The sequence below is a fragment of the Saccharopolyspora antimicrobica genome (assembly GCF_003635025.1).
Classification (GTDB): Bacteria; Actinomycetota; Actinomycetes; order Mycobacteriales; family Pseudonocardiaceae; genus Saccharopolyspora; species Saccharopolyspora antimicrobica.
In genome coordinates this window covers 127,105-149,384 of record NZ_RBXX01000002.1, presented here as the reverse complement: position 1 = coordinate 149,384, position 22,280 = coordinate 127,105, and the positions used below count along the sequence as shown (strand labels likewise).

The window sequence follows — 22,280 nt, the reverse complement described above, 5'->3', positions numbered from 1 at the left end:
TTGCACAAGCGCGGACAGCTTCGCCGACGGGCTCTGAGATCAGGAACCGGGCTGGACGAGACCGGATTCGTAGGCGCAGATGACCGCCTGGATCCGGTCCCGCAGGCCGAGCTTGGCCAGCACGTTGCTGACGTGGCTCTTCACCGTGTGCTCGCTGACCACCAGCTCCGCGGCGATCTCCGCGTTCGACATGCCCCTGCCGAGCAGCGCGAGGATCTCCCGCTCCCGGCCGGTCAGCGCCTCCAGACCGCGAGGGCTGACCGGCGGGCGGGCGTTGCGCCGGACGACGTCGTCGATGAGCCGCCGCGTCACCGTCGGCGCGAGCAGCGATTCCCCGGCGCACACGACCCGCACGGCGTGGACCAGGTCGTCGCGGCGGGTGTCCTTGAGCAGGAATCCGCTGGCACCGGCGTGCAGCGCGCCGTAGACGTAGTCGTCGTTGTCGAAGGTGGTCAGCACGAGCGCCTTGGTGGCGGTCGTGGCGCAGATGATCTTGGTCGCCTCGATCCCGTCCACGTTCGGCATCCGGACGTCGACGAGCGCGATGTCCGGTTCGTGCCGCCGCACCGCCTCGATGGCCGCCGCGCCGTCCTCGGCCTCGGCGACCACGGTGATGTCCGGCTGGGCATCGAGGATCATCGCGATCCCGCTGCGGGCGAGCTCCTGGTCATCGGCGACCACGACCCGGATGCTCATGCGACCACCACCGGCAACCGCGCGGTCCCGCGGCCGCTGACCGCCGGATCGAGCGAAGTCGTTCCGCCGCAGACGCGCGGCCGCTGCCGGTTGCCGATCAGGCCGCGACCGTCCGCCGCGCGCGGCCGCTCCCGGCCGTCGTCGGTGATCGCGATCAGCAAGGCGTCCTCCTCCGAACCCAGCTCGACGGCGACCGACTCGGCGCGAGCGTGCTTGACGACATTCGTGAGCGCTTCCTGCATGATGCGGTAGGCGGTGACCTCCGCTTCGGGCGGTGGCCGACGGCTTCGACGAGGGCGGAACGTCGGCGACCCTGGAGGTCACCGAGCGCTGGCACCCGGCGCAGTCTTGCGTGGTCAACGGCATGGCGCGACGAATCCTATGCTCACGTGAAGGGCGGGCCGACCAGGTCGTAGGTGATCGCGAACGCCGTCACCGCCAGCGCGACGACCGCGTAGCCGATGCGGCCCGGCAACCGCCACCAGGCCGCGACGGTAAACGCCAGCAGCCCGGCGGCGAGCGGAACACTCAGCGCGGACAGCACCAGCAGGGGTTTTCCTCGAACATGAAGCCCATTCCGGGCAGCATCGGGTGCTCGGTGCGCTCCTGCCGCTGCATCTCCGCGGCGACACCGGGGCCGAGCTGGGGATCCTGCGCGAGCTGGGCGATCAGGTACCGGCTCATGTCGGCGCCGGGCCCGCACCCGAGGCGGCGAAGTCCGCGCAGTCGGTCCTGATCGGCCGACCGTCGGCGAGGTAAGCACCGGTGCTGCCCGCACGGCGACGATTCGGAGAAGCATGCGACCACGTTCCCGGTGCGGAGGTGGCGGCGCATCGCCGACGCGACCGGTCTTCGGCTCCCCCGCGCGGGGGAGCCGGCCCGGCTAGCAGGGTTGGCCGCACTTGATGCAGACCAGACCGCCGCCCTGCTTCGGGATCGGGGCGTGGCCGCCGCCCTGCGGGCATTCGTCCATGCGCAGGACGGTGGTCCACTTGCGGGGCGGTGTGGTCCAGGTTCGGCTCCCTGCGTGGTGGCCCTGGAGTACGCCGCTGACACCCATTGTTTCGCTCCTGATCATCGTGCTCTCAGGACTTCACGTCGGCTGAGATGGCCTCGAAGAAAAGGTGCAAACGGTCGGCCTCTTGGGCGAATTCTGCGCGGATGGCGGAGCCGCCGGGCGTCAGCCCACCGCGTCGAGCCCCCGGCGCAGGGCGGCGCGCAACTGCTCCCGCAGCTCGTCGGAGGCCTCGACGGTGAACTCGGCGCCGAGGGTGGCCAGAGCGGTGATGTGCCGGGTGAACTGGGACAACGAGTCCTCGCCGAGCTCGACGGCGCAGCTGTCGGCGCCGGTCGCGGAGACCCGGCCCGGCAGCAGCGGGTGCAGGTGTTCGCGCACCGACTCCGCGGGCGCTCGCACCGCTACCCGCGCGGTGTAGCGGTAGGGCGCGTCGGCGATGGAGCGGCGGAGGTAGTCCGCGGCGTCGGCGGCGGGCAGCTCGCGCGGCTCGAAGCGGCGGCCGGTGGCCAGCAGGCCGTGCAGGCGGTCGGCGCGGAAGGTTCGCCAGTCGTCGCGCTCCGGGTCGAAGGCGATCAGGTACCACCGGCCGACGACGGCGACCAGGCTGTGCGGCTCCACCCGGCGGGGTTGCGCCGTGCCGTCGCGCTTGACGTAGTCGAAGGACAGCACTTCGCGATCCCGGCAGGCCGCTGCGGCGGTGGCCAGCGTCGCGGCGTCGACCTGCGGGCCGTCGCGCACCACCATCGGCACGGTGGCCCCGGAAACGGCCGCCACCCGGCTGCGCAGCCGGGCCGGGAGCACCTGCTCCAGCTTGGCCAGCGCGCGGATCGAGCTCTCCTCGATGCCGGTGACGCTCCCGCTGGCGGCGGTGAGCAGCCCGGCGGCCACCGCCACGGCCTCGTCGTCGTCCAGCAGCAGCGGCGGCAGGTTCTTGCCGGAGGCCAGCCGGTACCCGCCCGCGGTCCCGGTCGTCGAGGACACCGGATAGCCGAGCTCCCGCAACCGCTCGACATCCCGCCGCACGGTCCGCCCGGTGACCTCCAGCCGGTCGGCGAGCTCGGCGCCGGACCACTCGCGCCTGCTCTGCAGCAACGACAACAACCGGAGCAACCGCGCGGGCAAGGTGTACTGCGCCGCCTCTCCGCGTTGTGCAGTGGTGGTTGCGTTCCGGGTCGATCTCGCGTTGGGCGGTTTCTCGTGGCTTGGTTGCATCGCGGTCCCCTGGGGTGCGGTTGAGCAGGACTCGGTACGAGGGGTGTTGTGCGGCCATTATCCCGGCCATTAGGACAGATCCTGTCCGGAAGGGGCACTAGGGTCGTCGGCATGAACGAGTTCTCCGCGCTGAGCACCGCCATCCTGCCCACCGACGACCGCTTCGCCGCCGAGGTCTCCGGGTTCCAGACCTTCCGGGGTCGCCGCCCGGACGTGGTGGTGGCGGCGACCGGTGCGGAGGACGCGCGGGCTGCCGTCGAGTTCGCCGCGAGCCGTGGCCTGGCCGTCGCGGTGCAGAGCCAGGGCCACGGCGTGCCCGCTGAGGTGGCGGGCGGTGTGCTGATCACCACCGGCCGGATGAGCGGGGTGCGGATCGACGCCGAACGGCGCACTGCGTGGTTCGAGGCGGGCGTGCCGTGGGGCCCGGTCGTCGAGGCGGCGGCGGAGTTCGGGCTGGCGCCGCTGTCCGGGAGCGCGCCGCACGTCGGCGCGGTGTCCTACGCACTCGGCGGCGGGCTGGGCCACCTCGCCCGGCGCTACGGCTACGCCGCCGATCACGTGCGGGCCGTCGAGATCGTCACGGCCGACGGGCAGCTGCGCCGCGTCACCGCCGAGTCCGATCCGGAACTGCTCTGGGCGCTGTGCGGTGCGGGCGGCAACTTCGGCGTGGTGACCGGGATGGAGGTCGACCTGTTCCCGGTGCCGCGGCTCTTCGGCGGGGCGCTGTACTTCGACGCGCACCAGGTCGAGGACGTGCTGACGACCTGGCAGCGGTGGACCCGCGAGCTGCCCGAGGAGATGACCTCGTCGGTCGCGCTGGTGCCGTTCCCGGACGTCCCGGCGCTCCCGGAGCCGCTGCGCGGACGCCACGTCGCGCACGTGCGCATCGCCCACGCCGGCGACCCGGAAGAGGGAGAGCGGCTGGTCGAGCCGCTGCGCGCGGTCGGGCCGCGGCTGATCGATTCGGTGCGGGTGATGCCGTACCGCGAGGCCGGCACGATCTGCAACGACCCGACGCAGCCGATGCCGTACGTGACGACCAACGCGATGCTGCGGGACTTCGACGACGCGGCGATCAAGACCCTGCTGGACCTGGTGGGCCCCGGAGCGCCGCAGCGGTGCGTGGTCGAGGTGCGCCACCTCGGCGGTGCCCTGTCCTGGCCGGCCGCGAACTGCGTCGGCAACCGGGACGCGGCCTACGTCCTCGGCCTGAACTCGAAGGTCGACGAGAACACGGTCGACGCGGCCACCACCCTGCAGAACCACGCGATGGGCGAGATGCGCCGCTGGTCCACCGGTGGTCGCTGCCTCAACTTCCTCGCCGGCGGCAGCGCCAACCCCGAAGACGTCCGGGCCGCCTACGACGCACCCGATTACGCCCGCCTGCGAGCCCTCAAGTCGGCCTACGACCCGACCAACACCTTCCGCCTCAACCACAACATCCCACCGGCCTGATCAGGTGATCTCCACCTGGGCAGCTGATCGGGTTACTCGTAGGAGATGTGGATCTCGTCGGTGATGGGGAGGGATTGGCAGGCGAGGATGATCCCCTCGTCCAGGTCCTCCTGCTCCAGGACGGAGTTCTGCAGCATCTTGACCTCGCCCCGGTCGATCCGGCAGGCGCAGGCGCTGCAGGCTCCTTCCCGGCAGGAGAACGGGGCTGCCACGCCGTTGTCCAGGAGGACGTCGAGCAGGCGCTGCTGGCGGGGCCAGCGGAGCTTGTGGTGCTTGCCGTCGAGGTCGAGCTCGACCGTCGCGTCGCCGCCCGCAGCGGTCGTCTCCTCCGGGGCGATCTGCTCGGTGCGCTTCTTGCGCTCGAACGGGTTGCGCTTGAGGGAGACGAAGCGCTCGATGTGGGTTCTCGCGCGGGGGATCTCCAGCTCGCGCAGCGCTTCCTCGGCGGTGTCCATGAAGCCGCCCGGGCCGCACACGAAGCACTCGCGATCGGCGAACGGCCGGGCCAGCTCGCGCAGGGCCGGGGCCGTCGGCAGGCCCTGGACCGACTCCAGCCAGTGCACGACCAGCAGGCGCTCCGGGTGCCGCGCCACCAGCTCCCGCAGCTCGGCGTCGAAGATGACCGCGTCCTGGTGCTGGTTGGCGTAGATCAGCGCGATCCGCCCGGTGCCCGCCGCCAGCACGGACTTCGCGATGGACATCACCGGTGTGATGCCGCTGCCCGCGGCCAGCAGCAGCACATCGGCGTCCAGCGAGCCCGGGACGAACGCGCCCGACGGCGGCAGGACGTCCACTTCGGACCCCGCGGTCACGTTGTCGCACAACCAGTTCGACCCGTACCCGGCGCGCTTCACCGTGACCTGCAGCGCGTCGTCCACGTGCGGTGAGCTGGACAGCGAGTAGCTGCGCGCGACGGATCCGGTGCGGTCGCTGGGAATCCGCAGCGTGAGGAACTGGCCGGGCCGGTAGGACCAGCCCTCCGGCGCCTCGAACACCAACGAGCGGCTCTCGCTCGTCTCCTCGACTACCGCGACGACCCGCAACCGAGCAGGCTCAGGCATCACTGGCTCCTCTGGCTGAACACCGCGATTTCAATTGAAATCGGACATGAGATTTCAATTGAAATCGGGGACCTGATTTCCATTGAAGTTGCGTCAGGACGGCGGCAGCCGGCCGTCGCCGGCCGCTGCGGCGATGCTGCGCTGCAGGTCGGGGCAGCATTCCACGACCTCGCCGGGAGCGCGGGAGGCGAACACCGCGCACTGGCGGGTGCTCTCGGCGCTCCACTGGACGCTGGTGTGCTGCGGGCTGTTCTTCTTCGCCAGCACCCGAGCCGCGCACCGCTCGCACTCGACCGGGCGCAGACCCTCGCGCAGGTAGGCGTCCCGGTCGGCGACCGTGCCCTCGCGCACCGCGGCGCGCTGGTGCGGTCGGTCGGCGAGGTCGGGTGCCTTGGCCCAGCTGGACATCAGCTCTGCGCCTCCTTGCGCGCCAGGTTCTCGGCGACCTCGCGCTCCCACACCTCGTTGGCCCGCGAGGTGTCCACCTCGAACTCGAAGCGCGCCACCATGTCGTCGGTGACCTCCTCGACGTCCACGTAGAACTGGTCGTACCAGCGGCGCAGCTGGTAGACCGGACCGTCCTCCTCGCACAGCAGCGGGTTGTCGATGCGGGTCTTGTTCCGCCAGATCTCCACGTCCTGCAGGAACCCGACGCCGGTGTTCTTGGCGATCTTGGCGGCCAGCTTGTCGGCGTCGGCGTCGGAGAGCCCGGGCAGCTTCTTGACCAGCACGCCCCACTGCAGCACGAAGGAGTCCGCGGTGATCGGGTAGTGGCAGTTGATCAGGATCGTCTCGATGGTGAAGCCCTTGTACTCGTTCCACAACCGGTCGATCATGTACGACGGACCGTAGTAGGATGCTTCCGAGCGGACCTGGTTCTCCTCGCCGGAGTAGCTGCCCGCGCCGATGTCCGGCCGGCCCTTGGTGTTCAGGTACTGGGTGGCGACGTGGCCCTCGAAGACGTTCTTGAAGTACGTCGGGAACGCGAAGTGGATGTAGAAGAAGTGCGCCATGTCCACCACGTTGTCCACGATCTCGCGGCAGTGGGAACCCTCGATGCGCACGGTGTCCCAGGTCCAGTTGCTCCACTCGCCGGAGTCGACCTCGGGCAGCTCCGGGATGGTCACGTGCTCCGGCGGCGGGTTGCCCTGCGGGTCGTTCCAGACGAACAGCTGCTTGTTGCGCTCCATCGCCAGCCACGCGCGGGTGCGGGCGCGCAGCGGGATCCGCTTGGCGTAGGGGATTCCGGCGCAGCGGCCGTTGCCCGACCAGCGCCAGTCGTGGAACGGGCAGGCGATCGCGTTGCCCTTCACCGAGCCCTGGCTGAGGTCGCCGCCCATGTGCCTGCAGTAGGCGTCGAGCACGTTGAGCGCGCCGTCCTCGCCCTGGAACACCACGAGTTTCGTGCCGAACGCCTCCACCGCGTGCGGCTGCCCGTCCTTGAACTGCTCGGCGAGGCCGAAGCAGTGCCAGCCGCGCGCGAACCTGGTGGGTGGTGTGCCGACGTCGATGGTGCGCACTTCGTCGTTGCTTGCCGCGGTCATCTCGTCCCTCCCGCTCGTTCCGCGCCGGACGCCAGGTGCCGCGCGGCGAGGTATCCGAACGTCATCGCCGGGCCGAGCGTCGCGCCCGGGCCCGCGTAGGTGTGGCCCATCACGGCGGCGCTGGTGTTGCCCGCCGCGTAGAGGCCTTCGATGGGCGTGCCGTCCTCGCGCAGCACGCGTGCGTGCACGTCGGTGGCCAGCCCGCCTTTGGTCCCCAGATCGCCCGGCACGATCTTCACCGCGTAGAACGGTGCGACCTCCAGAGCGCCCAGGCTGGGGTTGGGTTTGTTGCGCGGATCTCCGTAGTAGTGGTCGTAGCCGCTGGCACCGCGCTGGAAGTCCGCATCGACGCCGTCGCGCGCGAACCCGTTGAACCGCTCGACGGTGCGGCGCAGCGCGGCGGCCGGAACGTCGATGCGCTCGGCCAGCTTCTCGAGCGTCGAGGCGCGCTGGATCGCGCCGTGCTTGTACCAGCGGCCCGGGAACGGCTGCCGCGGGCCGAGCCCGGCGAACATGTACCGGTTCCGGTAGCGCTGGTCGGCGATCAGCCAGGTCGGCATGTTGCGCGCCGGCCCGTCGCCCGGTCCGTACATCGCGTGCACCGCGTCGACGTAGGGCGCGGCCTCGTTGGCGAACCGCTCGCCGTCGCCGTTGACCAGGATGCAGCCCGGCAGCGTGCGTTCGGCCAGGCAGAACCACGGCCCGCCGGGCAGCGGGACCGACGGGCCCCACCACGCGTCGTCCATCAGCTCGACGGCCGCGCCGAGCCGCTGGGCGGCGAGGATCGCATCGCCGGTGTTGGCCTTGGCGCCGACGGTCCACTCGGTGCCGATCGGATCGCGCTGGTGCTGCTTGCGCATCACCTCGTTGTGCTCGAAACCGCCTGCCGCCAGCACGATCCCGCGCCGCGCGGTCAGCGTCCGGCGCTCGCCGTCGCGTTCCACGACCACGCCGGTCACCCGGTCGCCCTCCTGCTGGAGGTCGATCAGCGGCGTGTTCAGCCACACCGGGACCCCGGCATCGCGCAGCCCGGCCCGCAGCCCGGCGGCCAGCGCCTGGCCTCGGCCGAGCATGCGGCGGCGGAGCGCGCGGGAGAGCAGCCAGCGCAGTCCGACGCGCACCGCGCGCACGGGGCCGCGCGGGTGGCGGACGAGCAGGTTCAGCCAGCGGAAGTCGGCCTGGGTGACCACCAGGTTCGCCGGTGCCTTGCCGTAGTCGGGCTCCAGGTCGGCGAGCAGGTCGCCGAGCAGCCCTCCGTCGAGCGGCGCCGGTTCGATGGACCGCCCGCCGAGCCGGCCACCGGGAGCTTCCGGGTAGTAGTCGGAGTAGCCCGGCACCCAGCGCATGCGCAGCGGGGTGCGCGGCAGCAGCTCGGCCAGCATCCGCGGCCCGGCGTCCAGGAACGCCTCCTGCCGCTCGGCGCTCACGGTGTCGCCGACGATGTGGGCGAGGTAGCTGCGAGCCGCCTCGGGGGTGTCGGTGATGCCCGCGCGGGCCAGGACGTGGTTGTTGGGTATCCAGACGCCGCCGCCGGACCGGGCCGTGGAACCGCCGAACTTGGCGGCCTTGTCCACGACCACCGCGTCCAGCCCGTGCAGCGCTGCGGTCAGCGCCGCCGCCATACCTGCGGCTCCACTGCCGACCACCACGACGTCGAACCTGTCTGCGGTCATCGCACCTCCTCGCGACCAACCTCGCGATCCATACTGAAACATGTTATAGATTTCTGCGCCAGTGGCGCTATGGTGTAGCCAGAAATCAGGCACTTGTTCGCTCGAAGCCGTAAAGAGAACCTGTTCCAAACTGGTGAGGTTGCGATGGCCCAGCGCAGCACGTTGCACGCCGACGTGGTGATCATCGGGTTCGGTGCGGCCGGCGCCTGCGCGGCGCTGGAAGCGGCGCACGCCGGAGCCCGCGTGGTGGTGCTCGACCGGTTCGGCGGTGGCGGCGCGAGCGCGCTGTCCGGCGGCGTGGTCTACGCCGGGGGCGGGACGCGGGAGCAGCGCGCCGCCGGGGTGTCCGATTCGCCCGAGGCGATGTTCGCCTACCTGCGGCAGGAGGTCGGCGACGCGGTCTCCGAGGACACGCTGCGCCGCTTCTGCGAGGGCAGCACCGAGATGATCACCTGGTTGGCGCAGCACGGCGTGCCGTTCGAAGGCAGCCTGTGCCCGTACAAGACCTCCTACCCGAGCAACCGGCACTACCTCTACTACTCGGGCAGCGAAGCCGCAGGCGGCTTCCGCGACGCCGCACCTCCCGCGCCGCGCGGCCACCGCGCCAAAGGCCGCGGTACCTCCGGGAAGGTGCTCTTCGCGGCGCTGGAAGCGGCGGTGCGCCGGGCGGGTGTGCAGGTGCTTACCCAGACGCGGGCGAAGGAACTCGTCGTCGACGCCGACGGCCGGGTCTGCACCGTGGACTGCGAGCGGCTGACCGGGGCCGCCGCTCGCGCGCACCGGGCGGTGAGCCGGGTGGCGGCGAAGCCCGGGCTGTACGTGCCGAAGCTGGCCCGCCGCCTGCACCGGCGCGCTGAACGGCTCGAACGCCGCGCGGAACCGCTGCGGATCCACGCCGATCGCGCGGTGGTGATCGCGGCCGGCGGCTTCGTGTCCAACCGCGAGATGATGCGGCGGCACGCACCGGCCTACCGGGCGGGGTTGCCGCTGGGGACGCAGGGCGACGACGGCAGCGGCATCCGGCTGGGCGAGAGCGTCGGCGGTGTCGCGGCGAAGCTGGACCACGTCTCGGCCTGGCGGTTCATCACGCCGCCGAGCGCACTGCTGTCCGGGCTGCTCGTCGACCGGCACGGCACGCGCATTGGCGACGAATCCCGCTACGGCGCCGCGCACGGTCAGGCGATCGTGGACAAGCACGGCGGACGTGCCTGGCTGCTGGTCGACAGCCGGCTGCGCAGCGCCGCCAAACGCCAGATCCGCACCCAGACAGTGTGGTTTCAGCGGATGCAGGCGGAATACCTGTTCGCCACCGCGGCCACCGGCGGCACGCTCGAAGCCGCGGCGCGCAAGGCGGGCGTCGACCCGGCAGCGCTCAAGGCCACAGTGGACACCCACAACGAAGCCGCGCGCGACGGAAAACCGGATCCCACGGGCAAACCAGCGGACTTCGTGCAGGTTCTCGACCAGCCGCCGTACGCGCTGCTGGACGTCTCGGTGCGGCCCAGCACGGCCTACCCGTGCCCGGTGCTGACCCTCGGCGGCCTGCTCGTCGACGAGGCCACCGGGCAGGTGCTCGACGAGCGCGGCGGCCCGGTCGCCGGGCTGTTCGCGGCCGGGCGGTCGGCGGTCGGGATCTGCTCGAACTCCTACATCAGCGGCCTCTCGCTGGCCGACTGCGTCTTCTCCGGCCGCCGCGCCGGACTCCACTCGGTGAAGGAGCTGACCGATGCTGACCGTTGAAGCGCGCACCGAGATCGCGCAGCGGCTCTGGGACGCCGAGGTGCACCGCGCCCCGATCCCGCCGCTGGTGGAAACCCACCCGCAGCTCGACGCGGTGGACGCCTACCAGATCCAGCTGATCAACGTGCAGCGCCGCGACGAAGCCGTGGTGGGGCACAAGGTCGGCCTGACCTCGCCGGTCATGCAGCAGATGATGGGCGTCTCCGAACCCGACTACGGCCACCTGCTGGCGAGCATGCGGCTGACCGAGGGCGAACCCGTCGCGATCAGCCGCTACTGCGTGCCGCGGGTGGAGGTGGAGATCGGCTTCCTGCTCGGCGCCGACCTGCCCGCCGAGTGCACCGAAGCGGACGTGCTGGCGGGCACCGAGGCGCTGGTGCCCGCGATCGAGCTGATCGACAGCCGGATCGCCGACTGGCGGATCAGCCTGGTGGACACCATCGCCGACAACGCCTCGTCGGCGGGCTTCGCGCTCGGCGCCGAGCGCATCGACCCGGCTGGCGTGGACCTCCGCGCGATCGACGCGACCCTGCTGTGCAACGGCGAACCGATCGAGCGCGGCCGGTCCGACGCGGTGCTGGGAAACCCGGCGACGGCGGTGGCCTGGCTGGCCCGCAAGGTAGCGGCCTACGGCGTCCGCCTCCGGGCGGGCAACGTCGTCCTCCCGGGCTCCTGCACCAGAGCGATCGACGTGACCCCGGGAGACGAGTTCCGAGCCGACTTCCGATCAGCAGGAACCGACCTCGGTTCGGTCTCCCTGGAGTTCCGGCCGTGAGCGGGGCCGCAGCCGTGACGGAGTGCTAGGGCTTCCCGGAAGGAGACGGGAACGAGCATGCGCAGATCTATGTCCACCCGAGTCCACCTCAACCGCACCTCAGGGGACCGTGACGTGAATCAGCCAAAAGAAACCGCGAAACGCGAGATCGATCCTGAATGCAACCACCACTGTGAATCGCGGAGAGGCGGGACAGCTACGGCGGCGATCGTTGGGTCCGGCAACATCGGTACGGACCTGCTGCACAAGCTGGCCAGATCCGCGCACATCGAGCCCAGGTGGATGATCGGCATCGACCCGGGCAGTGCTGGGCTCAAGCGGGCCGTTGATCTGGGTGTGGAGGCCAGCGCCGAAGGCGTGGACTGGCTGCTGGAGAACCACCGGCCCGACGTCGTCTTCGAGGCCACCTCGGCGGGCGTGCACCGGGCCAACGCGCCCCGCTACGCCGAGGCCGGCATTCGCGCCGTCGACCTCACCCCGGCCGCGGTCGGGCCGTACGTGGTGCCGCCGGTGAACCTCGACCAGCACCTCGACGCGCCCAACCTGAACCTGATCACCTGCGGCGGGCAGGCCACCATCCCGATGGTGCACGCCGTCTCGCGGGTGGTGCCCGTCGAGTACGCCGAGATCGTGGCCTCGGTGGCGTCGGTGTCGGCAGGCCCCGGCACCCGGGCCAACATCGACGAGTTCACCCGCACCACCAGCACCGGGATCGAGGTGATCGGCGGCGCGCGGCGCGGCAAGGCGATCATCGTGCTCAACCCGGCCGACCCGCCGGTGATCATGCGCGACACCATCTTCTGCGCGATCCCGGCCGATGCCGACACCGACGCGATCGCCGCCTCCATCACCAGGATGGCCGCCGAGATCGCCGAGTACGTCCCCGGCTACCGGCTGCTGGTGGAGCCGCAGTTCGACCCGCCGTCGACGGCCACCGGCGGCATGGCACGGGTGGCGATCTTCGTGGAGGTCGAGGGCGCGGGCGACTTCCTGCCGCCGTACTCCGGGAACCTCGACATCATGACCGCCGCCGCGGTGCGGGTCGGCGAGCAGCTCGTGCGGCAGGAGGCAGTGCGATGAACAGGACCTTCTCGGACGCGCTGGACCTGCGCATCACCGACACCTCGTTGCGCGACGGATCGCACCACAAGCGCCACCAGTTCACCGCGACCGAAGTGCGCGACATCGTCGCGGCGCTGGACGGCGCGGGCGTGCCGGTCATCGAGGTGACCCACGGCGACGGCCTCGGCGGTTCGTCGTTCAACTACGGCTTCTCCCGCACACCGGAGCAGGAGCTCATCACCATCGCCGCGGAGACCGCGCAGCGCGCCAAGATCGCGGTGCTGATGCTGCCCGGCGTCGGCGTCAAGGACGACATCGTGGTGGCCCGCGACAACGGCGCCTCGGTGTGCCGGATCGCCACCCACTGCACCGAGGCCGACGTGTCGGAGCAGCACTTCGGGCTGGCCCGCGAGCTCGGCCTGGAGACCGTCGGGTTCCTGATGATGGCGCACTCCCAGCCGCCGGAGGTGCTGGCCGCCCAGGCGCGGATCATGGTCGACGCCGGCTGCCAGTGCGTCTACGTCGTGGACTCGGCGGGTGCGCTGGTGTTGGAGCAGGTCGCCGACCGGGTCGCGGCGCTGGTCGCGGAAGTGGGCGATGAGGCGCAGATCGGCTTCCACGGGCACGAGAACCTCGGTGTCGCGGTGGCCAACTCGGTCGCCGCGGCACGGGCCGGTGCGGTGCAGATCGACGGCAGCGCGAGGCGTTTCGGCGCCGGTGCGGGCAACACGCCCGTCGAAGCGTTCGTCGGGGTGTGCGACAAGCTCGGCATCCGCACCGGGATCGACTTCTTCGCCATCGCCGACGCGGCCGAGGACGTGGTGCGCCCGGCGATGCCGGAGGAATGCCTGCTGGACCGCTCGGCGCTGATGATGGGCTACGCCGGGGTGTACTCCAGCTTCCTCAAGCACGCCGCCCGCCAAGCCGAGCGCTACGGCGTCAGCGAAGCGGAGCTCCTGGTCAAGGCCGGCGAGCGAAAGCTCGTGGGCGGCCAGGAGGACCAGCTCATCGACATCGCTCTGGAACTGCGAAGGAAAGTCTGACGAACTCGTTCTGCGGGGCGGTGCCGGTGGCGGAACTTCAGCGCTCGCCTGGCTGCGGGATCCCGTTCTTATGTATGTCCGATACACGGCGAACGGGCTGTCCGCGCCAGACGAACGCTGAGAACCCGCGGCGGTGCAGGCGCCGAGGGTGGGCTAAACGCCTCCGGCGTTGCAAGACAAAGAACAAGACGGACCATCGACAACCAGCGAGAACATGTTCTAGCCTGTGCGGAAACGGGAGCGCCGATGAACGACAGTCGAGCAGTCGTGGAACGGGTGCGGGGACTGCTGCCGGACCTGCGGGAGCGGGCGCAGCGGGCCGAGGACCTGCGCCGGATCCCGGACGAGACCATCGCCGATCTGCAGGAGATCGGCTTCTTCGGCCTGCTGCAGCCGAAGCGCTACGGCGGCTGCGAAGCCGACCCGCTGGACTTCTACACCGCGGTCAAACTCCTGGGCAGCGCCTGCGGATCGACCGGTTGGGTGGCCTCGATCCTCGGGGTGCACCCGTGGCACCTGGCGCTGTTCCCGCAGCAGGCCCAAGAGGACGTCTGGGGCGAGGACCCGAACACCCGCATCTCCTCCTCCTACGCGCCGATGGGCAAGGCGAAGCTCGTCGACGGCGGCTACCTGCTCAACGGGCGCTGGAGCTTCTCCTCCGGCAGCGACCACGCCTCGTGGGTGTTCGTCGGCGGCCCGGCCGAGGACGCCGACGGCAAGCCGGTGGACTTCTGCACCTACCTGCTGCCGCGCGGCGACTACCGGATCGACGACGTCTGGGACACCGTCGGCCTGCGCGGCACCGGCAGCAACGACGTCGTGGTGGAGAACGCGTTCATCCCGCGGCACCGGGCGCTGAGCTTCATCGCGATGTCGCAGAACAAGTGCCCCGGCCACGAGATCAACACCGCGCCGCTCTACCGCATGCCGTGGGGCACGGTGCACCCGTCGACGATCACCGCGCCGATCATCGGCATGGCCCAGGGCGCCTACGACGCGCACGTCGACCACCAGGTCAAGCGGGTCCGCGCGGCGTTCGCGGGGGAGAAGGTCAAGGAAGACCCGTTCGCCAAGGTGCGCATCGCCGAGGCGGCCAGCGAGATCGACGCGGCCTGGCTGCAGCTCACCAACAACCTGGCCGAGGAGTACGAGCTGGCCAAGGCCGGCGAGGAGATCCCGTTCTCGCTGCGGCTGCGCGCCCGCCGCGACCAGGTGCGCGGAACGGCGCGGGCGATCTCGGCGGTCGACCGACTCTTCGAGAACTCCGGCGGCCGCGCGCTGTGGTCGGGAACGCCGATCCAGCGCTTCTGGCGCGACGCCCACGCTGGCCGCGTGCACGCGGCCAACGACCTGGAGCGCGCCTACCTGATGTTCGGTTCCGGCGAGTTCGGCCAACCAGTCAAGGACATGATGGTATGACGACCTTCGAGAGCACGAGCCGGAACGCGAAGCTGCCGTCCGGGCTGACGTTGCACTACCACGAGGCGGGCGATCCGCAGAAGTCCACTGTGGTCATGCTGCACGGCGGCGGCCCCGGGGCCTCGTCGTGGAGCAACTTCGCGCGCAACATCCCGGTGTTCGCCGAGGAGTTCCGCACCATCGCCGTGGACCAGCCCGGTTTCGGCCGCTCCGACAAGCCCACCGAGCACGGCCAGTACTTCACCCACAGCGCCTCGGCGCTGCTCGAACTGCTCGACGAGCTCGGAGTGGAGCGGGCGCACCTGCTCGGCAACTCGCTCGGCGGCGGCACTGCGGTCCGTTTCGCGCTGAACAACCCGGACCGCGCCGGACGGCTGGTCCTGATGGGCCCCGGTGGGCTCAGCCTGAACGTGTTCGCGCCCGATCCCACCGAAGGTGTGCGCAAGCTCAGCGCCTTCGCCGCACCGCCGGGGCCGAGCAAGGAGAAGCTCGCCGAGTTCCTGCGCACGATGGTCTACGACCAGTCGCTGATCACCGAGGAGCTGATCGAGGAGCGCTACGCCGCGGCGGCCTCGCCGGAGTCGCTGGCCGCGATGCGCGCCATGGGCGCGTCGTTCATGCAGCCGGACACCTTCGAGGAAGGCCTGCTCTGGCGGGAAGTGCACCGGTTGCGGCAGCGCGTGCTGCTGGTGTGGGGGCGCGAGGACCGCGTCAACCCGCTGGACGGCGCGTTGCTCGCGCTGAAGCTGATCCCGCGCGCGCAGCTGCACGTGTTCGGCCGCTGCGGGCACTGGGCGCAGCTGGAGAAGTTCGCCGAATTCAACCGGATCGCCAAGGACTTCCTGCTCGACTGAAGCCTTGGCCGTGGGAGGAGGACCGCCGTGGGCATTCGTTCGCTCGGCTACCTGCGCATCGAAGCAACCGACGTCGAGGCGTGGCGCGTGTACGGCTTGAAAGTGCTCGGCATGGTCGAGGGCAGCGGCTCGAACCCGGACGCGCTCTACCTGCGGATGGACGACTTCCCGGCCCGGCTGGTGATCCTGCCGGGCGAGCAGGACCGGCTGGAGTCCTCCGGCTGGGAGGTCGCCACCGAGGCCGAGCTCGACGAGGTCAGGCAACGGCTGGAGGCAGCCGGTGTCGCCTACAAGGAGGGCACCGCCGAGGAACTGGCGGACCGCCGGGTCAACGGCCTGATCCGGTTCGCCGACCCGTCCGGCAACGGGCTGGAGGTCTTCCACGGGGTGGCGCTGCAGCACCGGCGGGTGGTCAGCCCGTACGGCCACCGGTTCGTCACCGAGGAGCAGGGCCTCGGCCACGTCGTGCTGTCCACGCACGACGACGAGGCCGCGCTGCGCTTCTACCGGGACGTGCTGGGATTCCGGCTGCGCGACTCGATGCGGCTGGCCCCGGAGCTGGTCGGCCGCCCGTCCGACGGCGAACCGGCCTGGCTGCGCTTCTTCGGCTGCAACCCGCGCCACCACAGCCTGGCGTTCCTGCCGATGCCCACGCCCAGCGGCATCGTGCACCTGATGGTCGAGGTGGCCGACGTCGACGACGTGGGCCTGACCCTGGACCGCGCGCAGCGGCGCAAGGTCCCGCTGGCGGCGACGCTGGGCAGGCACGTCAACGACCTGATGCTGTCGTTCTACATGAAGACGCCCGGCGGCTTCGACGTGGAGTTCGGCTGCGAAGGCCGCCAGGTCGACGACGAGGACTGGATCGCCCGCGAGAGCACGGCGGTCAGCCTCTGGGGCCACGACTTCAGCGTCGGCTCCCGATGAGCGTCGGACAGGTGGCGGTGGACCAGACGACGTTCCGCCGGGTCCTCGGGCACTTCGGCACCGGTGTCGCGGTGATCACCGGGATGGACGGCGAACGACCGGTGGGCTTCGCCTGCCAGTCCTTCGCCGCGCTGTCCCTGGACCCGCCCCTGGTGCTGTTCTGCCCGGCCCGAACCTCCCGCGCCTGGCCGGCGCTGGAGCGAGCGGGCCGCTTCTGCGCGAACGTCCTGTCGGAGTCCCAGCAGCCGGTGAGCACCGTGTTCGGCCGCAGCGGCGAGAACAAGTTCGCCGAGGTGTCCTGGACCCCGGCCCCATCCGGAGCCCCGGTCCTGACGGGTGCCCTGACCTGGATCGACTGCACCATCGAGACCGTGCACGAAGCGGGCGACCACTACATCGTCATCGGCCGGGTCGAAACCCTCGGCGAAACAAGGCCGGAGCGCCCGCTCCTGTTCTACCGAGGCGCCTACGCAGGACTCGGCCCGACATCCCAACCCCCACCACCAGACCTTGAAGCCTTCCTGACCGGCCTCCACCCGGACGACTGGATGTAACGGTCGTCCAAGTCCCGTGAGTACTTTCTGGCGCTATAGCAACAGAAAGTACTCACGGCATCTTTTGAGCGACTGTGCTGCGCCGAAGCGGTGCGCCGAGCTAGTTGCGGTGCTGGTGGGCGAGATGGTCGCGGAGCCGGGCGTGGCGGAACTGGTAGGCCGAGCCTGCTGTGCGCAGGACACCTCGCTCGTGGGCGTCCTCGATGAAAAGCTTTGGTTGCCACGGCAACCGGCGCGTCAGCGGCAGCCACAGGCGTACGAACAGCAGCCAACTCCCCCACGCCGAGAACACCAACCGAACGATTCCGGCGACCAGTCCGAGCGTCAGGTAGAGCAGGGTGGCTTCGATCTCGGCCGTGATCATGAACGCGAGAACAGCGGCGATGAATGTCGTCGCGATGGCCATTCGGATGAGCGTGACCTTCCGGTCCAGACTCAAGAGTGTCCACGGGGCCGTGGCGTGCGGGTTGTAGGTATCTCCAAGTGCAGAAACGATGCCATTCGCAAGCCCGACCACGAACCCGACCACGGGCACGACCACGAGCCCGACCACGAGCCCGAACGTGAGCCCGGAGATGAGCCCGAGCCCGAGTCCGTCCACGAGTCCGTTCAACCCGAGCACGAGCCCGAGCCCGAACCCGAATCCGAGCACGAGCACGAGCACGAACACGAGTCCGAACACGAGCCCGCTGGCGAACTCGGAAATTGCTTTTCTCAGAGGTACAGATCGAGACCGTGCTTGTCGATCCTGCTGGGGGCTCCGAGGCGGAGCCGTTCGGGTTGACATCGCGAATGCCCGCGTGAGAATCGCCTTTCGTTGATGAGCCCGCTGGCCAGCCCAGCCGCGAGTCCTGCCGTGAGCCCGAGCCCGAGCCAGGCCGTGAACCCGAGCTCGATGTCGCCGTGCATGATGCCGACCTGCACGTTGGTCTCGATCACGGACTTGTCGACCGCATTGCGGACTCCATCGCCTTCCGCCATCCCGCACAGTGTGCCGTAATCGTTCGCTCGCGGTGTGTGACTGCGCGGGATTCGTCCGTGTTGTCCGGTGCGCCCTGGGCCGCTCGCGAACCGGCTCGATTCCATCATTCCTGCAGGTCGGTGCGATCGCTTTCGCTCGTCGCGATGACGCCAGTGGCTCAACATGCCGTATCGTTCCCTACTGAGGTACCGTTAGGGAACGATGACGGAAGAAATGTACTCGGTGGAGCAGGTTGCCGACCTGCTCGGTCTGCATGTGCGCACGGTGCGGGGATACATCCGCGGCGGGCGGCTCAACGCGGTTCGGATCGGGAAGCAGTACCGGATCGCTCGGTCCGATCTGGAGGCGTTCACCGGGCAGCAGGCGCCGGTCGAGGTGGCCGGGGCTGCTTCGGTGGAGGTGTCGAGCATCGTGCAGATCGACGGTGTCGACCGGAGGTCGGCCGATCGGTTGGGCACTCTCGTGCTGGCCGGGGTCAACTCCGCTCGTGAGACGTCGCAGCCGCTGCGGGTTCAGACCGTCTACGACGAGGAGCGGCACCGGTTGAAGGTCGTGGTGCTCGGCAGTGCCGGCGACACCGCCGAGGTGTTGCGGTTGCTGGAGGCCGTGATCGAGGGCGGAATGCACTCAGGGGAGGGTGGGAATGGCTGACGTGATGGAGGAGCGGGCCGGCGTTCACGTGCTGGTGTGCGACGCCGACGGGCCGGAGGTCTCGACCGTTCAGGACGCGCTGGACCTCATCGGCGCGTCCTACGGCGGTGAGCTGGTCGCGCTGCCCGTCTCCCGGCTCGATGCGCGGTTCTTCAAGCTGAGCAGCGGTTTCGCCGGTGACGTGATGCAGAAGTTCGTCAACTACCACGTGAAGCTGGCGATCATCGGCGACATCTCGGAGCACCTGGAGTCCAGCTCGGCGCTGCGCGCGCTGGTCCGCGAGTCGAATCGCGCCAAGCACGTCTGGTTCCTGCCCGACCTGCCCGCGCTCGACGCCCGCCTGAGCGCGTGATCGACGTCCCGGCGGGACGGATCGTGCTGCGGGACGAAGGTGCGAAGACCAGCTGGGAGGCCGATGTCGAGGCCTTCCAGCTGGCTTCGCATCCGGTGACCCGCGAGGAGTACCACGCTGTTCTCCGCGCAGCAGAACCGGATTCACCGCGCACGCCGATGACCGAGGTGTCGTGGCTCGACGCGATCGAGTTCTGCAACCGGCTCTCGCGGGACTCGGGGCTCAACCCGTGCTACTCGATCTCCGACGACCCCGACGTAGTGGGCGTGCTCTGCGACTGGGCGGCCGACGGCTACCGCCTGCCGTCCGAGGCGGAATGGGAGCACGCGTGCCGGGCCGGGAGCTCCGACGTCCGCTACGGCCAGCTGGACGAAATCGCTTGGCATCGCGGGAACTCGGGGGAGCGGGTCCACGACGTCGCGACCAGGACACCGAATGCGTGGGGCTTCCACGACATGATCGGCAACGTCTGGGAGTGGTGCTGGGACCTCTACGACCCGCGGCGCTACGGCCCGTACCGGGTGTTCCGCGGTGGAGGCGCGTTCGATCCGCCCCGCGGTTGCCGGGCGTCCTGCCGCCGCAAGAGCCACCCGACGTTCCGCGTCGAGGACCTCGGGTTCCGCCTGGCGCGTCGGCTGCCGTGAGTGTTTTTGGGTGCTATGACACCCAAAAACACTCACGGTGGTCTCAGCGGAGGCGTTCGATGATGGTCGCGGTGGCGAGCGCTCCGCCCGCGCACATGGTGATCAGGGCCGTGCTGGCGTCGCTGCGTTCGAGTTCGTGCAGGGCCGTGGTGATCAGGCGCGCTCCGGTGCTGCCGACCGGGTGACCGAGCGCGATCGCGCCGCCGTTGACGTTGACGCGGTCCAGGTCCGGCTCGTGCACCGCCGCCCACGAGAGCACCACCGAGGCGAACGCCTCGTTGACCTCGAACAGGTCGATGTCGCCGATCTTCATCCCGCTGAGCTCCAGCACCCGCTGCGTGGCCTGCACCGGCCCGTCCAGGTGGTAGTAGGGCTCGCCGCCCACCAGGCACTGCGCGACGATGCGGGCGCGGGGGCGCAGTCCCAGCTCGGCCGCGCGGTCGGCGTCGGCCAGCAGCACCGCGGCCGCTCCGTCGGAGATCTGCGAGGACGTGCCCGCCGTGTGCAACCCGTCCTCCAGAACGGGTTTCAGCCCACCGAGGGCCTGCATGCTGGTCTCGCGCAGGCCTTCGTCGCGAGTGACCGGTTCGCCGTCGGGCACCTGTACCGGGACTATCTCGCGGTCGAACCGGCCCTCCCGCCACGCGGTCTGGGCGCGCTCCTGGGAGCGCAGGCCGAAGGCGTCGATGTCCTCGCGGCTCAGGCCGCGGTTGGCCGCGATCCGGTCGGCCGCCAGGTACTGGTTCGGCAGGTCGATGTCCCAGGAGTCCGGGCGTGGCGTGCCGACGTCCGTGCCGAGGTTGCTGCGCAGCGGCACCCGGCTCATCGCCTCGACGCCGCAGGAGATCCCGATGCGCACGGCGTCGGTGGCGATCAGCCCCGCGATCAGGTGCGTGGCCTGCTGCGCCGAGCCGCACTGGGCGTCGACGGTGGTGCAGCCGACCTGGTGCGGCAGGCCGGAGTGCAGCCACGCGGTGCGGGTGATGTTGTTCGACTGCTCGCCCGCCTGGGTCACGCAGCCGCCGATCGCCTGGTCGACTTCGGCGGCGTCGATACCGGCGCGGTCGAGCAGGCCGCGTTGGGCCGCGCCGAGGATCTCGGCCGCGTGCAGGCCGGAGAGCCGGCCGCGGCGCTTGCCGATCGGGGTGCGGACCGTGTCCACGATCACCGGGTTGCCCACCAGGTACTCCCTTCGGACGGCATCGTCGACCAAAATTAGAACACGTTCCTGTTGCTCGACAAGGCGTCTGGGCGGACTTGTTCGGAAAACCTGAACCTTGCTCGATTCGGGCTGAGTTACAGGGGTTTACTGAACCTGCGGAATGTGCTTCTCTCTAGCGTAGAACTCGTTTCATTTCTTGATCGGATTCCCGCGTAGGAGGTAGCCGTGGTCGCACCGCGCATTCCGGAGGGCTTCGACTTCACCGATCCCGATCTGCTCGCCGAACGGCTACCGCTGGCCGAGTTCGCCGAGCTCCGCAGCACCGCGCCGGTGTGGTGGAACGAACAGCCCGACCGGTGCGGCGGCTTCGACGACGGTGGTTTCTGGGTGGTCAGCAAGCACGCCGACGTCAAGGAGGTCTCCCGGCGTTCCGACGTGTTCTCGACCAGGGAGAACACCGCGATCATCCGGTTCAACGACAGCATGACCCGCGAGCAGATCGAGCTGCAGCGGTTCATCATGATCAACATGGATCCGCCGCAGCACACCAAGCTGCGCCAGATCGTGCAGCGCGGGTTCACGCCGCGCGCCATCAAGACCCTGGAAGCGACGTTGCAGGCTCGGGCGCAGCGCATCGTCGCCGAGGCGCGCGAGAACGGCAGCGGTGACTTCGTCACGGACGTGGCCTGCGAACTGCCGCTGCAGGCGATCGCCGAGCTGCTCGGCGTGCCCCAGGAGCACCGCAAGGAGATCTTCGACTGGTCCAACCAGATGATCGGCTACGACGATCCCGAGTACGGCGTGCAGCCGGACGTCGCCGCGGCCGAGATCCTCGGTTACTTCAGCAACATGGCCGAAGAGCGGCGCGGTTGCCCGATGGACGACATCGTGACCAAGCTCGTGCACGCCGACATCGACGGCACCGCGCTGACCTCGGACGAGTTCGGCTTCTTCGCGATCCTGCTGGCGGTGGCCGGCAACGAGACCACCCGCAACGCGATCACCCACGGCATGCTGGCCTTCATGGACAACCCCGACCAGTGGGAGCTGTACAAGGAGCAGCGGCCGAAGACCACGGCCGATGAGATCGTCCGGTGGGCGACGCCGGTGGTGTCGTTCCAGCGCACTGCCCTCGCCGACACCGAGCTCGGCGGGGTGCCGATCAAGCAGGGCCAGCGGGTGGGGCTGTTCTACAGCTCGGCGAACTTCGACCCGGAGGTCTTCGACGAGCCGGAGCGCTTCGACATCACCCGCGACCCCAACCCGCACGTCGGGTTCGGCGGCACCGGCGCGCACTTCTGCCTCGGCGCGAACCTGGCGCGCCTGGAGATCGACCTGATCTTCAACGCGATCGCCGACCAGATGCCGGACATCAAGCGCGTCGGCGACCCCCGCCGCCTCCGCTCCGGCTGGCTCAACGGCATCAAGGAAGTCCAGGTCCAGTACAGCTGATCCG

Annotated in this window: 24 protein-coding genes and 1 pseudogene; 13 read left to right on the top strand and 12 right to left on the bottom strand. The window is 70.0% G+C overall.

What is annotated here, in order from left to right; translation table 11 throughout:
• Positions 1-39: 39 nt before the first annotated feature.
• The 5 genes and pseudogenes from ATL45_RS01265 to ATL45_RS01255 all read right to left on the bottom strand — a co-directional run bounded on the left by ATL45_RS01265 (position 40) and on the right by ATL45_RS01255 (position 2,815).
• Complete coding sequence (locus tag ATL45_RS01265) at positions 40-696, bottom strand: response regulator (RefSeq protein WP_093158637.1); 657 nt, start codon at positions 694-696, stop codon at positions 40-42.
• Positions 693-947 (bottom strand): annotated as a pseudogene (locus tag ATL45_RS01260) (ATP-binding protein); the annotation flags it as partial. The gene ATL45_RS01265 and the pseudogene ATL45_RS01260, both read right to left, overlap by 4 nt.
• A gap of 134 nt (positions 948-1,081) precedes the next feature.
• Complete coding sequence (locus tag ATL45_RS38660; RefSeq protein WP_170210128.1) at positions 1,082-1,240, bottom strand: hypothetical protein; 159 nt, start codon at positions 1,238-1,240, stop codon at positions 1,082-1,084.
• Positions 1,225-1,380: a hypothetical protein gene (locus tag ATL45_RS38655; protein ID WP_170210127.1), complete on the bottom strand. Its 156-nt coding sequence runs from the start codon at positions 1,378-1,380 to the stop codon at positions 1,225-1,227. Before ATL45_RS38655 ends, ATL45_RS38660 begins: the two co-directional genes overlap by 16 nt.
• 496 nt (positions 1,381-1,876) lie before the next feature.
• Complete coding sequence (locus ATL45_RS01255; protein WP_342775230.1) at positions 1,877-2,815, bottom strand: helix-turn-helix transcriptional regulator; 939 nt, start codon at positions 2,813-2,815, stop codon at positions 1,877-1,879.
• 222 nt (positions 2,816-3,037) lie between these two features.
• Here ATL45_RS01255 and ATL45_RS01250 point away from each other — a divergent pair, with 222 nt between their 5' ends.
• Positions 3,038-4,381: an FAD-binding oxidoreductase gene (locus tag ATL45_RS01250; RefSeq protein WP_093158629.1), complete on the top strand. Its 1,344-nt coding sequence runs from the start codon at positions 3,038-3,040 to the stop codon at positions 4,379-4,381.
• A 32-nt stretch (positions 4,382-4,413) separates the two neighbouring features.
• Here the strand turns inward: ATL45_RS01250 and ATL45_RS01245 are convergent, their stop codons facing one another.
• The 4 genes from ATL45_RS01245 to kstD all read right to left on the bottom strand — a co-directional run bounded on the left by ATL45_RS01245 (position 4,414) and on the right by kstD (position 8,659).
• Positions 4,414-5,442, bottom strand: coding sequence for a ferredoxin--NADP reductase (locus ATL45_RS01245; protein WP_093158626.1), 1,029 nt, complete (start codon positions 5,440-5,442; stop codon positions 4,414-4,416).
• A gap of 93 nt (positions 5,443-5,535) precedes the next feature.
• A complete protein-coding gene (locus ATL45_RS01240) occupies positions 5,536-5,850 on the bottom strand; it encodes a hypothetical protein (RefSeq protein ID WP_093158623.1) in 315 nt (104 codons plus the stop codon).
• Entirely contained in the window at positions 5,850-6,986 is a 1,137-nt protein-coding gene (locus ATL45_RS01235) for a 3-ketosteroid-9-alpha-monooxygenase, oxygenase component (RefSeq protein WP_093158621.1), read from the bottom strand. Before ATL45_RS01235 ends, ATL45_RS01240 begins: the two co-directional genes overlap by 1 nt.
• Positions 6,983-8,659, bottom strand: a complete 1,677-nt coding sequence (kstD, locus tag ATL45_RS01230; protein WP_093158618.1) for a 3-oxosteroid 1-dehydrogenase — start codon at positions 8,657-8,659, stop codon at positions 6,983-6,985. Before kstD ends, ATL45_RS01235 begins: the two co-directional genes overlap by 4 nt.
• 144 nt (positions 8,660-8,803) lie before the next feature.
• Between kstD and ATL45_RS01225 the strand changes: the two genes are divergently transcribed.
• From ATL45_RS01225 to hsaB, 8 genes are all read left to right on the top strand, one after another.
• Positions 8,804-10,399, top strand: coding sequence for an FAD-binding protein (locus ATL45_RS01225; protein ID WP_093158616.1), 1,596 nt, complete (start codon positions 8,804-8,806; stop codon positions 10,397-10,399).
• A complete protein-coding gene (locus ATL45_RS01220; protein WP_093158613.1) occupies positions 10,386-11,174 on the top strand; it encodes a 2-keto-4-pentenoate hydratase in 789 nt (262 codons plus the stop codon). Before ATL45_RS01225 ends, ATL45_RS01220 begins: the two co-directional genes overlap by 14 nt.
• 147 nt (positions 11,175-11,321) lie before the next feature.
• Positions 11,322-12,254 carry an acetaldehyde dehydrogenase (acetylating) gene (locus ATL45_RS01215; RefSeq protein ID WP_246025774.1) on the top strand — a complete coding sequence of 311 codons (933 nt, stop codon included), beginning with the start codon at positions 11,322-11,324 and terminating at the stop codon, positions 12,252-12,254.
• Entirely contained in the window at positions 12,251-13,279 is a 1,029-nt protein-coding gene (gene dmpG / locus ATL45_RS01210) for a 4-hydroxy-2-oxovalerate aldolase (RefSeq protein WP_093158608.1), read from the top strand. The genes ATL45_RS01215 and dmpG overlap by 4 nt, the downstream gene beginning before the upstream one ends.
• Positions 13,280-13,525: 246 nt before the next feature.
• Entirely contained in the window at positions 13,526-14,698 is a 1,173-nt protein-coding gene (gene hsaA / locus ATL45_RS01205) for a 3-hydroxy-9,10-secoandrosta-1,3,5(10)-triene-9,17-dione monooxygenase oxygenase subunit (RefSeq protein ID WP_093158606.1), read from the top strand.
• Complete coding sequence (gene hsaD, locus ATL45_RS01200) at positions 14,695-15,552, top strand: 4,5:9,10-diseco-3-hydroxy-5,9,17-trioxoandrosta-1(10),2-diene-4-oate hydrolase (RefSeq protein ID WP_093158603.1); 858 nt, start codon at positions 14,695-14,697, stop codon at positions 15,550-15,552. The genes hsaA and hsaD overlap by 4 nt, the downstream gene beginning before the upstream one ends.
• A 27-nt stretch (positions 15,553-15,579) precedes the next feature.
• Positions 15,580-16,479, top strand: coding sequence for an iron-dependent extradiol dioxygenase HsaC (gene hsaC, locus ATL45_RS01195; RefSeq protein ID WP_093158601.1), 900 nt, complete (start codon positions 15,580-15,582; stop codon positions 16,477-16,479).
• A complete protein-coding gene (gene hsaB, locus ATL45_RS01190; protein ID WP_093158598.1) occupies positions 16,476-17,033 on the top strand; it encodes a 3-hydroxy-9,10-secoandrosta-1,3,5(10)-triene-9,17-dione monooxygenase reductase subunit in 558 nt (185 codons plus the stop codon). The genes hsaC and hsaB overlap by 4 nt, the downstream gene beginning before the upstream one ends.
• A 100-nt stretch (positions 17,034-17,133) precedes the next feature.
• Here the strand turns inward: hsaB and ATL45_RS01185 are convergent, their stop codons facing one another.
• Positions 17,134-17,703: a hypothetical protein gene (locus ATL45_RS01185; protein WP_143121768.1), complete on the bottom strand. Its 570-nt coding sequence runs from the start codon at positions 17,701-17,703 to the stop codon at positions 17,134-17,136.
• 44 nt (positions 17,704-17,747) lie between these two features.
• Positions 17,748-18,014, bottom strand: coding sequence for a hypothetical protein (locus ATL45_RS01180; protein WP_093158594.1), 267 nt, complete (start codon positions 18,012-18,014; stop codon positions 17,748-17,750).
• A 202-nt stretch (positions 18,015-18,216) separates the two neighbouring features.
• On the opposite strand from ATL45_RS01180, the gene ATL45_RS01175 reads away from it, so the two are divergent.
• The 3 genes from ATL45_RS01175 to ATL45_RS01165 are packed head-to-tail and all read left to right on the top strand — an operon-like array spanning position 18,217 to position 19,662.
• A complete protein-coding gene (locus ATL45_RS01175; RefSeq protein WP_211841158.1) occupies positions 18,217-18,666 on the top strand; it encodes a helix-turn-helix domain-containing protein in 450 nt (149 codons plus the stop codon).
• On the top strand, positions 18,659-19,018 hold the full coding sequence (locus ATL45_RS01170; RefSeq protein ID WP_093158589.1) for a DUF4180 domain-containing protein: 360 nt from the start codon (positions 18,659-18,661) through the stop codon (positions 19,016-19,018). The genes ATL45_RS01175 and ATL45_RS01170 overlap by 8 nt, the downstream gene beginning before the upstream one ends.
• Positions 19,015-19,662, top strand: a complete 648-nt coding sequence (locus ATL45_RS01165; protein WP_093158587.1) for a formylglycine-generating enzyme family protein — start codon at positions 19,015-19,017, stop codon at positions 19,660-19,662. The genes ATL45_RS01170 and ATL45_RS01165 overlap by 4 nt, the downstream gene beginning before the upstream one ends.
• A gap of 43 nt (positions 19,663-19,705) precedes the next feature.
• Here the strand turns inward: ATL45_RS01165 and ATL45_RS01160 are convergent, their stop codons facing one another.
• Positions 19,706-20,842, bottom strand: coding sequence for a steroid 3-ketoacyl-CoA thiolase (locus ATL45_RS01160; protein ID WP_093158756.1), 1,137 nt, complete (start codon positions 20,840-20,842; stop codon positions 19,706-19,708).
• 207 nt (positions 20,843-21,049) lie between these two features.
• Between ATL45_RS01160 and ATL45_RS01155 the strand changes: the two genes are divergently transcribed.
• Positions 21,050-22,276, top strand: a complete 1,227-nt coding sequence (locus tag ATL45_RS01155) for a cytochrome P450 (protein ID WP_093158585.1) — start codon at positions 21,050-21,052, stop codon at positions 22,274-22,276.
• Positions 22,277-22,280: the final 4 nt, after the last annotated feature.